Below are 14,781 nucleotides of genomic sequence, written 5' to 3' on the forward strand. Positions count from 1 at the left end.
TTATTCTAACGAGAAACAAAAAATCTGTCATCAGTAATAGATAAAATCTATTACCAACAACAGATATTGTAGAACCGGAATTCAACGGAGTGAAGGCACAGGCTTATTTGATTTTTCAACTAAAAGTGACAATATGAAATTCTTATTTCTGGTGAAAATTAATTGCCGATTCCAAACAATCCCAAAATTGTTCTGAAGCCAGCGTAAGCCATGAAAATGACTACGATCCAACCCGTCCAGGTCAACCATGCCGGATGATGATATTTCACACCCATGATCGGTTGTCGGTGAGAAGCCAGCAGCAAGATTGCCAAGGCGATTGGCAACACAAATCCGTTGAGGGCCCCCACAACAACTAAGACTTTAGCAGGGCTGCCGATAAAGTAGAAAATAGCGGTTGAGATAATGATGAAGCCGATGATAAAGCTGCTTCGGTAACGTTTGAACATCACCCCGGCCTGATCACTCACCGCGTAATCCAAGAATGAGGTAGAAGTAAAGGTGGAGCCTAAAGTTGATGACATCCCGGAAGCAAATAACAGCAGGCCAAAGAATTTATAGCCAAAGTTACCAGCCGCATACTTGAAAATTGAAGCCGCTGGGTTGGTTGGGTCCAGTTTATAACCTGCGGTAACCACTGCAAGGCCAGCGAGGAAAAGCATTACCCGAATGACTGAGGCAATTCCAATTCCAGTCAGGGCACCTTCGTTGACATATTTAATGGCGCCAGGACCCTTTGCGCCACCTTCAAGCAATCGATGACCACCTGAGAATGAAATATAGCCACCAACGGTTCCACCAACGATCGTTACGATGGAGTAAAAGTTGACGTTTGAGGGATCAAATGCATGTGCTGCAGCGGTGCCGTATGGAACGGTCATCACCGATAGAATATAGAGCAAAATACCAATTTTGATAACAGCGAGAATCTGGACAGTGATGTCCATGGCTTTTAACGCATTTTTGATAATCAACACAATGATGGCGATTGCCGCGGCGATCAGGGCACCGTTTTCCGGTGAGATTCCGAACAACACGTTGAGGCCTAAGCCGGCACCGCCGATATTGCCGATGTTAAAGAACAAGCCACCCATCGCCACTAGGAAGGAGAGGACGTATCCTAAGCCTGGAAACACCTCATTGGCAATCACCTGGGCTCGTTTTCCTGAAACGATAATAATTCGCCAGATGTTTAACTGAACGACGATGTCAACAATAATACAAATCAAAATTGCGAATCCAAAGTTGGCACCCAACTGGCCGGTAAACGTGGCGGTCTGGGTTAAGAATCCAGGACCAACGGCGGCCATCGCCATTAAGAAGGCGGCACCTAACGCAGCACTCCGTAGTCGTTTGTTCTTTGCGGGTGTTTCAATTTGAGGCTCTTTCATAAGCATCTTCCTTTCGAATTAACGGGTCTTAATGGCAATTCCTTCTTGTTTCAATGCTTGTGTCAAGTGCTTGACGATTTCAAGAGCTGCACTGTTGTCACCGTGGACACAGATGGAGTCGACCTTGATTGGGACGGTTTCTCCAGTCACCGCGACAACGGATTGGGTCTTGATCATGGAGATGGTTCGTTTGGCAATTTCGTCGGGATCGTGCAACACGGCGTTATCCTGACTTCTTGGAACTAAGCTGCCGTCTACTTGATAGTTTCGGTCGGCGAAGACTTCTTGCGCAACGGGAAGGCCAAGATTCTGAGCGGCAGTAACTAAGGCACTGTTGGAAAGGGCATAGACCATTAAATGAGGATCTTCAGCCTTGATACCCTGACAAATGGCAGTGGCCAGTGCCAGGTCTTTACCAGCGGCGTTGTAAAGTGCCCCATGAGGTTTGACATGATGCAGTCGGTGGGTCTTTGTAAAGCCGGCCAGTGCGGCAATTTGGTAGGTCACCATGTGGGTTACCGCCGCTGCGGAGAGATCCATTTTCCGGCGGCCAAAGCCATCAAGGTCAGGGAAGCCAGGATGGGCACCGACACCGATTCCCGCCTTCTCAGCCATTTCAACTGTTTGATACATCACGTCAGGATCGCCAGCGTGAAAGCCACACGCAATGTTAGCTGAACTAATGAGTGGAATTACTTGGTCGTCGTTGCCTAAATGGTAGCGGCCATAACTTTCGCCAAGATCACTATTGAGATCAATTGTTGTCATTGGAAATTCCTCCTAAAAATAAGTGAGCGGAGCAAAGCGGTTAGAAACTGGAATATAAGTCTCCTTCTACGGAAATCCCCGATTCTGGGATTTTTGTAGAAGGCGCTTAGGTGGAAGTTTCTGCTTTACACAGCTGTCCTAGTATTTTAATGTTGCATTGACAACGTCGGTCACCAGCATGTGGCCCGGCGCGTGGGTAATGACCAGCGGCGGCTTGGTCTGCATAATCACGTTTTGGGGCGTGACGCCACATGGCCAGAAAACAGGTTGTTCGCCAGCTTTAATTGTCACCGGATCGCCATAATCGGGATGTGCCAAATCAGAAATGCCGATGGTTTCGGGATCCCCGATTTGGATTGGGGCACCGTGAACGTTTGGCATTGCGCCGGTTACCTGGACTGCTGTTGGAATCTGGGTTTCTGGGATGGGACGCATGCTGACGACCATGTTGCCGTGGAATGGGTCAGCAGATTTTAGCGGGATGTTCGTATTAAACATTGGCACATTCACTTTTTCGGTGATGTTTCGAACTTCAATCCCGGAAGCGAGTAGTTCCGATTCAAATGAGAAGCTGCAGCCAATGATGAAGCTGACAAAATCATTTTGCCAAATGTCTGCAACCGATGTGACTTCGGCATCGACTTTGCCATTGCGGTAAATCCGGTATTTTGGAAAATCGTTGGCCAAATCAATATCGTCAGCGAACTCATGTAGCTTGCGGCTACCGGTGTCGCTCACCTCAAGCACTGGACAGGGGCGGGGATTTCGTTGTGTAAACAATAGGAAATCATACGCGAGATCTTTGGGAAGAATTGCCAGGTTTGCCTGGGTATAGCCTGGACACAGGCCGCTTGTCTGTCCGAAAAAGTCACCACTGCGAATTAAATGCCGCAGTTCAACTGGAGATAGAGTTGTCATATCAGTCGTCATAAGAATCTTCCTCCTTCTCAGCCAGTTGTTTGTCGAGCCAGTTGACATCGGTTTTCTCCTCAATCAAGTCTGGTTCGGCCAGCAACTGGGATAGCATTTCCAGATTGGTCGAAATGCCGACAATGACCGTTTCATCGATCATCGTTCTCATTTCATTTAAGACAACGTTGCGATTGGGGCCGAAAACGATCAGTTTGGCGATCATGGCGTCGTAGTTCGGGGGCACCGTATAACCTTGATAAAGGGCGGTGTCAACGCGGACACCCAGTCCACCAGGAAAATGTAAGCCAGTGATGGTTCCCGGTGTCAGCGCCGTGATGCGGCACTCTAGGGCGTAGTTGGAAACGGTTGGCCGGTCGTCAACCAACGTTTCACCAGCCGCGACCCGAAATTGGGCATCAATGAGGTCCAAGCCGGTGGTTTGTTCGGTAATTGGATGTTCAACCTGAATCCGGGTGTTCATTTCCATGAAGTAAAATGCACCGGGGCCGTTGTAGAGAAATTCGACGGTACCAACGCCTTCGTAATGAATCTTGGAAACGGCCTGTTCGCTGGTGGAAAAAATTTGTTGGCGGGTGGCGTCGTCCAAAGCCGGTGCTGGGGCTTCTTCCATGACCTTCTGGTGATTGGCTTGAATTGTACAATCCCGCTCACCGATTGCCAGCACCTTGCCAGCTTGATCGGCAATCAACTGAATTTCAATGTGCCGGGGGTGCGTTAGGTATTGCTCCAGATACATATGGTCGTCATCGAATGCTGACCTGGCTTCATCTTGGCAGAGTTCAAACGTGCTTTCGAATTGCTCAGGATATTCCACAACTCGCATCCCTTTGCCGCCACCGCCAGCGCTTGCCTTAATCATGATTGGAAAGCCGATCTTTTTGGCTTCAGTCAAAGCTTCCTTTGAATCGGTCAGGACGGTTGGACTGCCCTTTACGAGGGGCATGCCGGCCTGTTTCATCGTTTCTCTGGCCTGTTCCTTATTGCCCAGCAATGAAATCGCATCGGCGCTTGGCCCAATAAAAATCAGATTGTTTTCTTCACAGGCGCGGGCAAAATCGGCGTTTTCTGAAAGAAAGCCATAACCTGGGTGAATGGCGTCGGCGCCGGTTAATTGCGCGGCAGTGATAATGTTATTGATATTTAAATAACTGTTGGCAGCGTTGGCCGGGCCGATACAGATGGCTGAATCGGCTAGTTTGGTATGCAAGGCATTTCTGTCGGCTGTGGAATAGATTGCAACCGTCTGCAGCCCCAACTGGCGGCAGGCGCGAATGATCCGCACGGCAATTTCACCACGGTTGGCAACGAGGACCTTATGAAATGGCCATTGTTCAATTGGTTTATGCGAGTTGAATAAGTGGTTCATCGAACTCAACTCCTTGGCCGTACGTGGCAAGAATTTGGGTAACGGTTCCCGCCTTGTCGGCTTTGATTTCATTCATCACTTTCATTGCTTCAATAATGCCAATCGTGTCTCCGATCTCGATATGATCGCCAATCGAAACAAATGGCGGATCGTCAGGGGACTTGGATGAATAAAAGGTCCCGATGGTCGTGGCATTGATGGTGTTTTGTTCGTCAGAGGCGGCCGGTTCAGGAGCCGCTGGAGACGTTGACCCGACTGGCTGGTTCAACGCACGTTTCAGCTTTACCCGGTCGTTTCCGGATTGATACGTTAACTCGGATAACTGATTCTCTTTTAAAATCTTGGCTAATTCATGAACCGTTTCAATGTTCATGGTGGCACCTCCTAAAAATGAGTGAGCGGATCCAAGCGGTTAGAAGTCGGAGTGTAAGTCTCCTTTGGCAGGAATCCCCGATTCTGGGATTTTTGCCAAAGGTGCTTACGTGCAGGTTGCTGCCTGGAGGAGCTGTCCTAAAAAAGTGAGCGGATCCCAGCCGCTACCCCTTAGAAAAACCGCCCTCAAACAATCCACGAATCCGTTGCGCAGCTGATCGATTGATTCCGATCGGAGCTTGGTAACGTTGTTCAATAAATTCCGCTTTCAGTCGCTGCAGTAACTCGGTTTGTTTCTGGAGTTCGTCTTCAGCGGTCTTCAAATTGGTTAATTGAAATTGGATGAGCTGGTGGTTTTGACACTGAACGATTTTGCCAATGTCGGCGGTTAAAATGGTTGCAATCACCGGATAACCACCGGTCGTTTGCCGATCCGCCAGTAACACAATCGGCTGGCCGTTGCTGGTGATTTGAATGCCACCAAAGACCGTGGCTTCGGAAAGCAGGCTCTTAAGGTTGGTGGTCAACGGCTTGCCAGCTAACCGGTAGCCCATCCGATCGGCCTCAAAGGTGAGCTGGTATTGCTGATGCTGAAGTAATCGTTGATCTGATTTAGAAAACAGCGACCATTGAGGACCCTTCAAGATTCGAATGACCAATGGGTTTTGCAACATTGCCTGAGGATCCCGGAAACTTTCCAGGAAGGCTTGGTTAACTCGGCGATGACCGAAACTTTGGAGCGTTTCTTGGGGTGAGATCGGCAACTGATCGCCTGCTTGGAGCGCCCGGCCATTGAAGCCACCGATGCCAATTCGTAGCGTCGTTGAGCGGCTGGCCATCACTTCTGGTACCTGAATACCACCTTTGATGGCCAAGTAGCCATAGCGGCCGGCGTTGGCAGAACCAATGGCCAGCTCATCGTTTTCATGAATTCGAATGGCTTCATTTTCTGGAATGGGTTTGCCATTTAGGGTTGGCGAGAATTGACCGCCAGTGATGGCGATGAACGTGGCGACCCGAAAGACCAATGTTGGTCCGGTTAAGGCAAATTCCAGACAAGCCGTTTGGCCGCGGTTGCTAACCAATAAGTTGGCGAGCCGGTGGGATGCTTGATCCATACTGCCGGAAACAGGGAAACCATCAATTTGGTGACTCACCCGGCCCAAATCCTGAATGGTCGTCTGTAAACCTGGTTGAATCACAGAAAGGTTATGCATTTTCCGTCACCACCTTTACGTGATAATGACCGAGTTCGTCCGCTTGTTTGATAACGTCGAAGGTTTCCTTGTCGATGGCTTCAAATTTGATTTCGTCGCCGGCGTGATAGAATGGTTCGGGATTATCCGGCTGGTAAAGGGTGAGTGGCGTTTTGCCAATCAGTCGCCAACCACCTGGTGAGGTGACTGGGTAGAATCCAGTTTGGATGCCGGCAATTCCAACACTGCCAGCTGGAATCTTGACTCGTGGTTTGGACAATCGCGGCATTGCGATCTGGTCATAAACACTCGCCATGTAGGCGAAACCTGGTAGAAAGCCAAGAAAATAAATGAGGTAGGACTTGCCAGTGTGACGTTTGATGACTTCGTCGGTAGAAATACCAGCGTAATCGGCAACGTCTGATAAATCCGGTCCATAGGGATCTTCATAGCACACTGGGATGATTAAGGTTCGTTTAGGAGGTAGCGGCGCAGCTAATTGATCTGCGATAATGCTGTCAAGTTGCTGCTTGAGCTTCCTTGGCGTCGTCCTCATTGCGTCAAATGTGACCAGTAAGGTGTGGTAAGCGGGGATGACAGCTTGGACGCCGACCACCTTGTCCGCGGTGATAATTTTGGCGAGTGCCTGCAGCCGTAAATTAATTTCCGGATTAATTTCATTTGGAAATTCGATTGAGATGGCTTGGTCACCAACTGTCGTTAACTGATAGGGTTTCATAATGTAACCTCGATTCAGTGTGTATAATTATTAGATATTCGGCAATAAAATTAATTAAAAATAATATTAATCTGTGTAAATGTGTTTGTCAAATTCATTTTAATGCATGATAACAGGGAAGTGTTAGTAATTAGATCTCATGAAAATAAAAAAGAAGCCACAGAAAAGCCGGCTTCTTAACGTGTGTATAAAATTACAATAGAATTCGACGCTTGATTTTTTCCTTAGGGGACGCAATCACCAGTCCAAAGTCATGAGGCCCAGTGTGGGCTTCAACCCGAACACCATTTTGGACCAAAACAGTAAATTGATAATTGTGATCAATTGCCATGCCCATGTAATCTTCAACCAGTGTGTCATCCATTTTGCCGTTAAGATACATTCGATATTCTGGATAATTGGTGATTACCTTGGCGACCATTGCCGTGGTTTCGGGTTGACGCAATTGACTAATCGTCAGGGCAAGGGCAACCCGTTCTCTGAAGTTACCCAGGAATGCCCGCTTTTCATCAGGCTTGAGTTGTGGGTTGCCAAACATGTGCTGCTTAATATAATCTTCGGAATCGTTTGCCATGAGTGGGCTCCTTTCTTAAAATACTATCCCAACTGTAACAAAATTGATGAGAAAATGCATGTGAAGGGTTGGTAAAAATGAATTGATTTAAACAAATGGTCCAATCAGGCGACTACGGACCTCAATGAACCAGCAGGCTTCATTGAATTACGATGCTGGCAATCTCGATACTGCACGTTCAAAAATTTGCCTCATTGCTGCATAGTGTACGCTCATTTTTTTAAATCGTCAGCGTCACTTTATATAGGAAAAATCTCTAATCACCTTTCATAAACACTTGAATGTGATCAGGCCATTGATGTTATAATAAATCTGAATAAACTTTAATAGGAGGGCTTCACTTTGAAAAGATGGATTTGGATTGTAATCACCTTAGTTATCGCGCTTTCGATTGGTGGTTATGCATTTGCCCGACACAGTCAAAATGAAAAGCTTTATACGGATGCAATGCAACGAGGCAGCCTGCAGATTTCTAATAAGAACTATACTGCGGCCGAAACCGCCTATACGAACGCCTTAAAGAGAAAGCCCAATGATGAAAAAGCATCCACGATTTTAAATCAGACCCAGTCGTTTATGTCTGCCAATGATCTGTTCAAAGACCGTGAGTTTGCCAATGCCAAGAGTGGCTATCAATCAGTCGCTAACACCAAGAGCGGCAGCGAATTATTAAAGAACCGGGCCCAGTCCCAGTTGACACTGATTAAAACCATTCAGAGCAACAATAAAAAGTATGATGCTATTTATAATCAGGCGTTAAATGAGACCGGCGAAGGTAAGTACGCTGAGTCAAACAGCACGTTGGATAAGATCTTCTCGGACAAGTCGATTAAACAATCATATTATAAAGACGTTTTACAAAAGGCTGAAAAGCTCCGCGATAAGAATAACAGTGCCTTAAATGGCAGCTCCAGTTCGACTTCAAATGACTTTGAGTCTTCAAACTCAAGCAGTGATAGTAATACAACTAATAATCCGAATGTGGCGCCCAATAAGAATGCCAGTTTGACGTCCTCGGAAAAGAAGGCTGCCGCAAATTATAAGGGTTCAAATGAATATACCGTGACGCCAAGCCAAAAGGAAATCAATGGTAAGGAAATCACGGCAAGCCAAATTGCCAGCGCCAGAAAGCAAATTAGCGCTGCAGGAATTGATTCCAATGCAATGAGTGATCAAGATGTCAGAAATGTTATCAAAGGTGCCCATAATAGTAATGAGTCGATTGGAAAGTATGTGAAGGCGCATTATTAAAGAGTGTGCGTAACAAAACGGTTAGGGGTCGGAGCATAAGTCGGCTTTATCGTAAGTCCCTGGGTTTGGGGCTTGCGATAAAGGTGCTTATGTGCAGACCCCTGTTTTGTGGAGCACCATTCAGCTGTGTAGCCTTAAAATATAACTACTGTCGAATAGGTGCTTATGTGCAGATTGCTGCTTGGTGGAACACGTTTCGGCTATGTATAAGCGTATCCTAAGCCCCTGGTTTCGGGACTTACGATAAAGGTGCTTATGTGCAGACCCCTGTTTTGTGGAACACCATTCAGCTATGTAGTCGAAACACACACATCCCCAACTTCATCATCCAAATAAAAATCACAACAAATCTCAGAAGTGCTCAAAACTGCCACTTCTGAGATTTTCCGTTTAGGGGAAAGTTATCCGGATCTTAGCTAAATAAAACTTGTCTAACCCGACGCGGACAATGTATCATTGAGGCACAAATAAAAATCGATCACATGACATGTGAGGGGAGTTGGTTGTTTGACGGCGTGGTCCAAATTTATTAATAACGTAGCCCTACGAAGATTCACCGTTTTAGTGTTCGTTATTTTTGTTCTTTACGTGACCAGAAGCATGATGAGTACAGTTCTACTGACGTTTATTTTTTGCTTGTTGGTTGTTAAATTAACCAACAAGATTCGTCAGTATATTAAGATTCCCGCTCCGCTGATTGTGACGGCAGTGTACTTATTGGTGATTCTCGCGTTGTACTATGGGGTGACGATTTATATTCCCAAGATCGCGGAACAGGCGATCAATGCCACCCAAGACATTATCAACTTCTATTCAAATCCCCAAAATGTACCAGACGACACGACGATTCGCTGGTTTAATGAATTGGTGAAGCAAAGCAATATCATGTCCCAGATGAAAAATGGGGTTGGCCTCATTTGGAAATACATCACCGGGGTTGGAACGATGGGGTTGACTTTCTTCCTATCGATGATCCTGAGTTTCTTCTTTACGGTTGAGAAGCGAACAATGGATAAATTTTCATTACTATTTTTAGAGAGTGATTTTGGCTGGTTCTTCCAAGATCTCTACTTCTTTGGTAAGAAGTTTGTGGCAACCTTTGGGGTGGTCATCGAAGCTCAATTCTTTATCGCAATCTGCAACACGGCTTTAACCACAATTGCGATGGCGTTCATGCACCTGCCACAGTTGGCAGTCTTAGCACTGATGGTATTCATCCTAAGTTTAATCCCAGTTGCCGGGGTAATCATTTCCTTCATCCCGTTGTCGCTTGTTGGTTACTCTGTTGGCGGTTTCCAAGATGTGATTTATCTGATTATCACTATTCTAGTAGTTCACGCCTTTGAAGCTTACGTGCTGAACCCGAACTTTATGGCGTCCAAGACGAACCTGCCGATCTTTTACACGTTTGTGGTGTTATTGGTTGGTGAGCACTTCTTCGGCGTCTGGGGCCTAATCTGTGGGGTGCCGATTTTCACGTTCTTCCTGGATATTTTGGGTGTAAAACGCCACGATGAACCGGTAGCGGTCGCCGCGGATAAAAATGCCGCCAAAAAAGGCTGAAAAATTATTTCATTTGGTGTAAAATCAACTGATAGACAAATAGAGAAAGAGGTAATAATATTGGCAAAACTTGTTTTAATTCGTCATGGTCAAAGTGAATGGAATTTATCTAACCAATTTACTGGTTGGGTTGACGTTGATTTAAGTGAGGAAGGCGTTAAGCAAGCAATCAACGCTGGTAAGTTAATCAAACAAGCTGGCATCGAATTTGATTTTGCGTTTACTTCAGTATTAACTCGGGCAATCAAGACGTTGCATTATGTTTTGGAATACTCAGATCAACTTTGGATTCCAGAAGTTAAGTCATGGCGTTTAAACGAGCGTCACTATGGTGCATTACAAGGCCATAACAAGAAGAAGGCTGCTGAAAAGTACGGTGATGAACAAGTTCATATCTGGCGTCGATCATATGATGTTTTGCCACCTCTTTTGAAAGCCGACGATGAAGGTTCAGCTGTTCACGACCGTCGTTACGCAAACTTGGATCCTCACATTATCCCTGGTGGTGAAAACCTCAAGGTAACCCTTGAACGAGTAATGCCGTTCTGGGAAGACCAAATTGCCCCTAAATTATTAGACGGCAAGAACGTGGTCATCGCTGCCCATGGTAACTCATTACGTGCGCTTTCAAAATACATCGAAAACATTTCTGATGAAGACATCATGAACTTGGAAATGGCAACTGGCGAACCAGTTGTTTATGACTTTGATGATCAATTGAATGTTTTAAGTAAGAAGAAGTTAGATTAATAAGTTGAAATTTGACTAAATCAAGTTTCTTAGAGCCAATCTATTCTTAGGTTGGTTCTTTTTCTTTACCAAGAATTGTTAAATTTGATTTTGAACAATAATTCACATATACTAAGAATGAATATGGTTGATTACGTTATCATTATCATAAATTGGAGGGGAAAGTAATGATAAAGAATCAAACAATAAAGGGAATCATGATGGCGTGCTTTGTGTGTTTAGCCACTGTCCTTATATGTATAGTTGAGGGTCAGTCTCATAGTGCTCAGGCTGATGACACACCAACCGAGATTACAACAAAGGTTTATGTGGTCGATACCAAGGGCAATCAGCTAAAAGCACCGGAACAATTTACGATTGCAGTTGCTAATCCTAAGGCAAATTGTGTTAATGTGAGTGTACCAGGGTATGATCCAGCGAAGACGCTTCACTCTGTTAAGTTTATAACAGATCCGGCTTTTCAAGCTTATACAAATACTTCGAGTAAGACTTTTTTGTTAGATACTCCAAATAATCGAGTAATTGGAATAATTCAACCGGCTAACCCTAATGATCCACCCCAAATATCGTATCAGGACATGGATGGATTTCAATTACTGGTGGATAAAGGGTTCATGAAATCATTCAGCACAATTTCTGAAGCACTTGTTAATTTTTTAGAAGCCATAAAAGCGGGAATCGCCTTTGATGGTACGCCATCATTAGATATAAATATGTATGGTCAAATGACTCCGACATCTATCACCGTTACCTATCAATACCAGCCTGCCTCAGCAACCGTTAACTATGTGAATGATAATGCTAAAGGGGCGATCGTAAGATCCTATCCGATCACTGGTTTTGTTGGCAAAACTGGTGAGTACACACCAGTGGCGCCTGCCGGCTATCAGTTAGTTGACCCGAAGCCAATTGCTTATACATTAACCAAGGATACGGGCAACTTGACGGTCCACGTGGTGCCTAAGACAGCGCCGGTTGTGCCATCGGGTCCAAGTGATAATTCGGTACCAGCAAAGCAAGAATCAAGTACAACGCCAACGGTTCCAACCCCTAGCAAACAGCCAACTGTGACTGAACAGCCAAGTGTTCCCAATTATGCTGCTGTGAAGGGCGCCGCCGTGTACGCAACCAAGGGAATCTATCTATATAAGACTTCTAATTTCAAGAACAGCCAACGAATCGCCAAATATCCCAAAGTTAAACGAGTTAACCGACCGATGTTTGTCGTTGTGGATTATGCTCGTTCAACGAACGGTGTGCTTTGTTACAAGGTTCGGGATGTGAACCACGGCAGCAAGACTGCCGGTAAAGTGGGTTATATCACCTCCAACCAAAAGTACGTGGTGCCAGTTTACTACCAGACAATGCCTAAAAATAACAAGATTACTGTTATTAACAAAAAGGGCGTTAATGCCTACAAGCGGGTGAACTTGACCAACAAGGTTATCAATTATAAGAAGGGCACCCATCTGACCATCAAAAAGATTGTTAAGCACAATTTGACAACCCGTTACCAACTGGCAAATGGCAATTACATTACAGGTAACAAGAAATTAGTGATTCAAGGAAATTATTAGATAAGTATAGGGCGTTCGGGTCAAACCGGACGTTTTTTTGCTATTTAAATTAAGTCTAGTTGGCAGCCTGAATTTTTCCATGAAAGGGGATATCAGCGGTCGCCAATGAGCAGGACGCCAAGAGCAGTGGCCTTAATGTATACTACTGATGGAAATGCTGATTCGAAACTAGTAATATTAATTAAGCATCAGGATTGGTACCCAAATCAATCTATTCAAATCAGCAGCCGGTGCTTTTTCCCTAAATACTGGGGGCAAATGGCATTTTATCGTTATCCTTGGATACCACAAATTAGATTTTCCACACCATTCCCTAATCAGAAATTATTTTTTTGTAATGTTGATTCCTTTCTTACTGTTGCTTGCTTCACAATTGACCTTATTTGACCTTGCTGGAATGGCGGTTTAACTCGATATACAGGTTCTTGATCATTTTATACAAATTGATTAGATTTGCTTACTGTGAATTTGGCGAGATATTTTAATAATTAATGCATGAATCCTCAAGGCTTTTTGACATGATTTTAATCAAGTCATGCTAAAGTTAACCTTGATTTTTGTGGCAAGATTATTCATTTTATCAAATAAATTATTTTGGGGTATGTCATTATTATGAAAAAGAAAAAAATCACACTTATCAGTTTGATCCTGATGATCATGTCGACCATTTATGGCTTTGCCAACACAACGGTGGCCTACGATCAGATGGGCTATGCCAGTATTATCTGGTACGTCTTTGCGGCCCTGTTATTCTTACTACCAAGTACATTAATGTTTGCCGAATATGGGTCAACCTTTAAGGATGCTCATGGCGGGATTTACTCGTGGCTGGCCGGTTCAATCGGCGACCGGTGGGCATTTATCGGCACATTCATCTGGTTGTCCTCTTGGATCATTTGGCTGATGTCGACCGCATCAAAAGTTTGGATCCCATTTTCAACGACTATCTTTGGTCACGACCAGACCCAGAGTTGGGCGTTTCTCGGCTTAAATTCGAATCAAGTGATTGGGGTCATGGCAATCTTCTGGATTCTAGTGGTTACTTCATTTGCGGTTAGAGGGGTGGATTCAATCTCAAAGATTACGTCACTGGGGGGGATCTTTGTGTCACTGCTGACGGTTATCTTTGCCATTGCCAGTTTGATTATCCTGATCATGAATGGCGGCCAATTGGCTGAACCGGTGAATGGCTTGCACAGTTTCGTTCAATCCCCGAACCCCGATTTTCAATCATCACTAGCCCTGTTGTCATTCGTGATCTACGCGGTATTTGCCTACGCCGGAACTGAAACGATGGGTGGGGTGACCGACAGTATGGATAATCCCGAAAAAGATTTTCCCAAGGGTCTGGTGATCTCAACCATGGTCATTATGGTTGCTTATTCACTATCAATCTTCCTCTGGGGGATTAGTGCCAACTGGCATTCGGTCATTGGCCAAGGCCAGGTTAACCTTGGTAATATTACCTACGTGCTCATGAATAACCTGGGCGTTGTCTTAGGCCAAAGCATGCATTTATCTAACGCTGCCTGCCTGATTCTCGGAACGTCATTTGCCCGTTTTGCCGGTTTGAGCATGTTCATGGCCTATATGGGATCGTTCTTTATTCTGATTTATTCACCATTGAAGTCCTTTATTATGGGATCAAACCCCGACTTTTGGCCGGCTCGAATGACAAAGCTCAACGATAAGAGGATGCCATCATTTGCGATGTGGACCCAAGCGGTTGTCGTCGCAGTTTTGATCTTCTTTGTGACCTTTGGTGGTTCCAGTGCCAAGAAATTCTATATGATTTTGACCAATATGGGAAATATTTCCACCTCATTTCCCTACCTCTTCTTGATCGGCGCCTTCCCATTCTTTAAGCGGCGCAAGGACTTAAATCGACCGTTTGAAATTTTTACCAATCGTTGGCTGACGGATATGATTGTTGCCATTGTCATGATCGTTTTAATTGTCGGCATTGGCTTCACGGCAGTCGCCCCAATTATGAGTCACGATTACGTTACGGCGTTCTGGACCATTATCGGACCGATCTTCTTTGGCTTGGTCGCTTGGGCATTCTTGTGGTATCAGTCAAGAAAGCTAAAGGAGCCGATTGACAAGCTTTAGCCACTTGAAAATTAGCTTTGATTATTAACAAATTAAAATGCCGCGTGACTTGTAAAAGTTGCCAGCAACATTAAAGCGATTAATCGGTCATTTCCGGACGGGATTGGGTGATTAATGGCTCTTCGTCAACTGTTGTTGGTGAAACTAAATTCGAGTTCTAATCACTTTGTGATTAGGGCTCTTTTTGTT

General features: G+C 45.1%; 13 protein-coding genes. 5 read left to right on the forward strand and 8 right to left on the reverse strand.

The genetic code is table 11. The features are described 5' to 3' along the window. Positions 1–158 precede the first annotated feature (158 nt). The 8 genes from QUF07_RS10715 to QUF07_RS10750 all read right to left on the reverse strand — a co-directional run bounded on the left by QUF07_RS10715 (position 159) and on the right by QUF07_RS10750 (position 7,339). Positions 159–1,391 (reverse strand): NRAMP family divalent metal transporter, encoded by a 1,233-nt coding sequence (locus tag QUF07_RS10715; RefSeq protein WP_502879013.1) that lies wholly within the window; start codon positions 1,389–1,391, stop codon positions 159–161. Positions 1,392–1,409: 18 nt separating this feature from the next. Next, positions 1,410–2,159 (reverse strand): LamB/YcsF family protein, encoded by a 750-nt coding sequence (locus QUF07_RS10720; protein WP_217164177.1) that lies wholly within the window; start codon positions 2,157–2,159, stop codon positions 1,410–1,412. A gap of 138 nt (positions 2,160–2,297) precedes the next feature. Then, positions 2,298–3,089 carry a putative hydro-lyase gene (locus QUF07_RS10725; RefSeq protein WP_289427408.1) on the reverse strand — a complete coding sequence of 264 codons (792 nt, stop codon included), beginning with the start codon at positions 3,087–3,089 and terminating at the stop codon, positions 2,298–2,300. Further along, the gene (locus QUF07_RS10730; protein WP_289427409.1) at positions 3,079–4,458 is read right to left on the reverse strand and encodes an acetyl-CoA carboxylase biotin carboxylase subunit; all 1,380 of its coding nucleotides are present in this window, start codon (positions 4,456–4,458) and stop codon (positions 3,079–3,081) included. Before QUF07_RS10730 ends, QUF07_RS10725 begins: the two co-directional genes overlap by 11 nt. Beyond that, positions 4,433–4,831, reverse strand: coding sequence for an acetyl-CoA carboxylase biotin carboxyl carrier protein (locus tag QUF07_RS10735; protein WP_289427410.1), 399 nt, complete (start codon positions 4,829–4,831; stop codon positions 4,433–4,435). The genes QUF07_RS10730 and QUF07_RS10735 overlap by 26 nt, the downstream gene beginning before the upstream one ends. A 163-nt stretch (positions 4,832–4,994) precedes the next feature. Continuing rightward, on the reverse strand, positions 4,995–6,047 hold the full coding sequence (locus tag QUF07_RS10740; protein WP_289427411.1) for a 5-oxoprolinase subunit C family protein: 1,053 nt from the start codon (positions 6,045–6,047) through the stop codon (positions 4,995–4,997). Continuing rightward, entirely contained in the window at positions 6,040–6,765 is a 726-nt protein-coding gene (gene pxpB / locus QUF07_RS10745) for a 5-oxoprolinase subunit PxpB (RefSeq protein WP_289427412.1), read from the reverse strand. Before pxpB ends, QUF07_RS10740 begins: the two co-directional genes overlap by 8 nt. 193 nt (positions 6,766–6,958) lie before the next feature. Next, on the reverse strand, positions 6,959–7,339 hold the full coding sequence (locus QUF07_RS10750) for a DUF1694 domain-containing protein (RefSeq protein ID WP_054746807.1): 381 nt from the start codon (positions 7,337–7,339) through the stop codon (positions 6,959–6,961). Positions 7,340–7,681: 342 nt separating this feature from the next. On the opposite strand from QUF07_RS10750, the gene QUF07_RS10755 reads away from it, so the two are divergent. The 5 genes from QUF07_RS10755 to yjeM all read left to right on the forward strand — a co-directional run bounded on the left by QUF07_RS10755 (position 7,682) and on the right by yjeM (position 14,592). Next, positions 7,682–8,590, forward strand: coding sequence for a hypothetical protein (locus tag QUF07_RS10755; protein ID WP_289427413.1), 909 nt, complete (start codon positions 7,682–7,684; stop codon positions 8,588–8,590). 564 nt (positions 8,591–9,154) lie between these two features. Continuing rightward, on the forward strand, positions 9,155–10,153 hold the full coding sequence (locus QUF07_RS10760; RefSeq protein ID WP_289427414.1) for an AI-2E family transporter: 999 nt from the start codon (positions 9,155–9,157) through the stop codon (positions 10,151–10,153). A gap of 60 nt (positions 10,154–10,213) precedes the next feature. Further along, on the forward strand, positions 10,214–10,903 hold the full coding sequence (locus QUF07_RS10765; protein WP_217164192.1) for a 2,3-diphosphoglycerate-dependent phosphoglycerate mutase: 690 nt from the start codon (positions 10,214–10,216) through the stop codon (positions 10,901–10,903). Positions 10,904–11,070: 167 nt separating this feature from the next. Beyond that, positions 11,071–12,480: a DUF5776 domain-containing protein gene (locus QUF07_RS14185; RefSeq protein WP_502879014.1), complete on the forward strand. Its 1,410-nt coding sequence runs from the start codon at positions 11,071–11,073 to the stop codon at positions 12,478–12,480. 612 nt (positions 12,481–13,092) lie between these two features. Beyond that, positions 13,093–14,592, forward strand: coding sequence for a glutamate/gamma-aminobutyrate family transporter YjeM (gene yjeM / locus QUF07_RS10775; RefSeq protein ID WP_217164237.1), 1,500 nt, complete (start codon positions 13,093–13,095; stop codon positions 14,590–14,592). Positions 14,593–14,781 lie beyond the last annotated feature (189 nt).

Origin of the sequence: Lentilactobacillus sp. TOM.63, from assembly GCF_030361045.1 — a bacterium.
Lineage (GTDB): Bacteria > Bacillota > Bacilli > Lactobacillales > Lactobacillaceae > Lentilactobacillus > Lentilactobacillus dabitei.

What these genes read in the sequence shown, in the direction of transcription:
- yjeM (WP_217164237.1), top strand. Translation starts at nt 13,093, where the DNA reads ATGAAAAAGAAAAAAATCACACTTATCAGTTTGATCCTGATGATCATG.
- QUF07_RS10720 (WP_217164177.1), bottom strand. Translation starts at nt 2,159, where the DNA reads ATGACAACAATTGATCTCAATAGTGATCTTGGCGAAAGTTATGGCCGC.
- QUF07_RS10735 (WP_289427410.1), bottom strand. Translation starts at nt 4,831, where the DNA reads ATGAACATTGAAACGGTTCATGAATTAGCCAAGATTTTAAAAGAGAAT.
- pxpB (WP_289427412.1), bottom strand. Translation starts at nt 6,765, where the DNA reads ATGAAACCCTATCAGTTAACGACAGTTGGTGACCAAGCCATCTCAATC.
- QUF07_RS10740 (WP_289427411.1), bottom strand. Translation starts at nt 6,047, where the DNA reads ATGCATAACCTTTCTGTGATTCAACCAGGTTTACAGACGACCATTCAG.
- QUF07_RS14185 (WP_502879014.1), top strand. Translation starts at nt 11,071, where the DNA reads ATGATAAAGAATCAAACAATAAAGGGAATCATGATGGCGTGCTTTGTG.
- QUF07_RS10725 (WP_289427408.1), bottom strand. Translation starts at nt 3,089, where the DNA reads ATGACGACTGATATGACAACTCTATCTCCAGTTGAACTGCGGCATTTA.
- QUF07_RS10715 (WP_502879013.1), bottom strand. Translation starts at nt 1,391, where the DNA reads ATGAAAGAGCCTCAAATTGAAACACCCGCAAAGAACAAACGACTACGG.
- QUF07_RS10750 (WP_054746807.1), bottom strand. Translation starts at nt 7,339, where the DNA reads ATGGCAAACGATTCCGAAGATTATATTAAGCAGCACATGTTTGGCAAC.
- QUF07_RS10730 (WP_289427409.1), bottom strand. Translation starts at nt 4,458, where the DNA reads ATGAACCACTTATTCAACTCGCATAAACCAATTGAACAATGGCCATTT.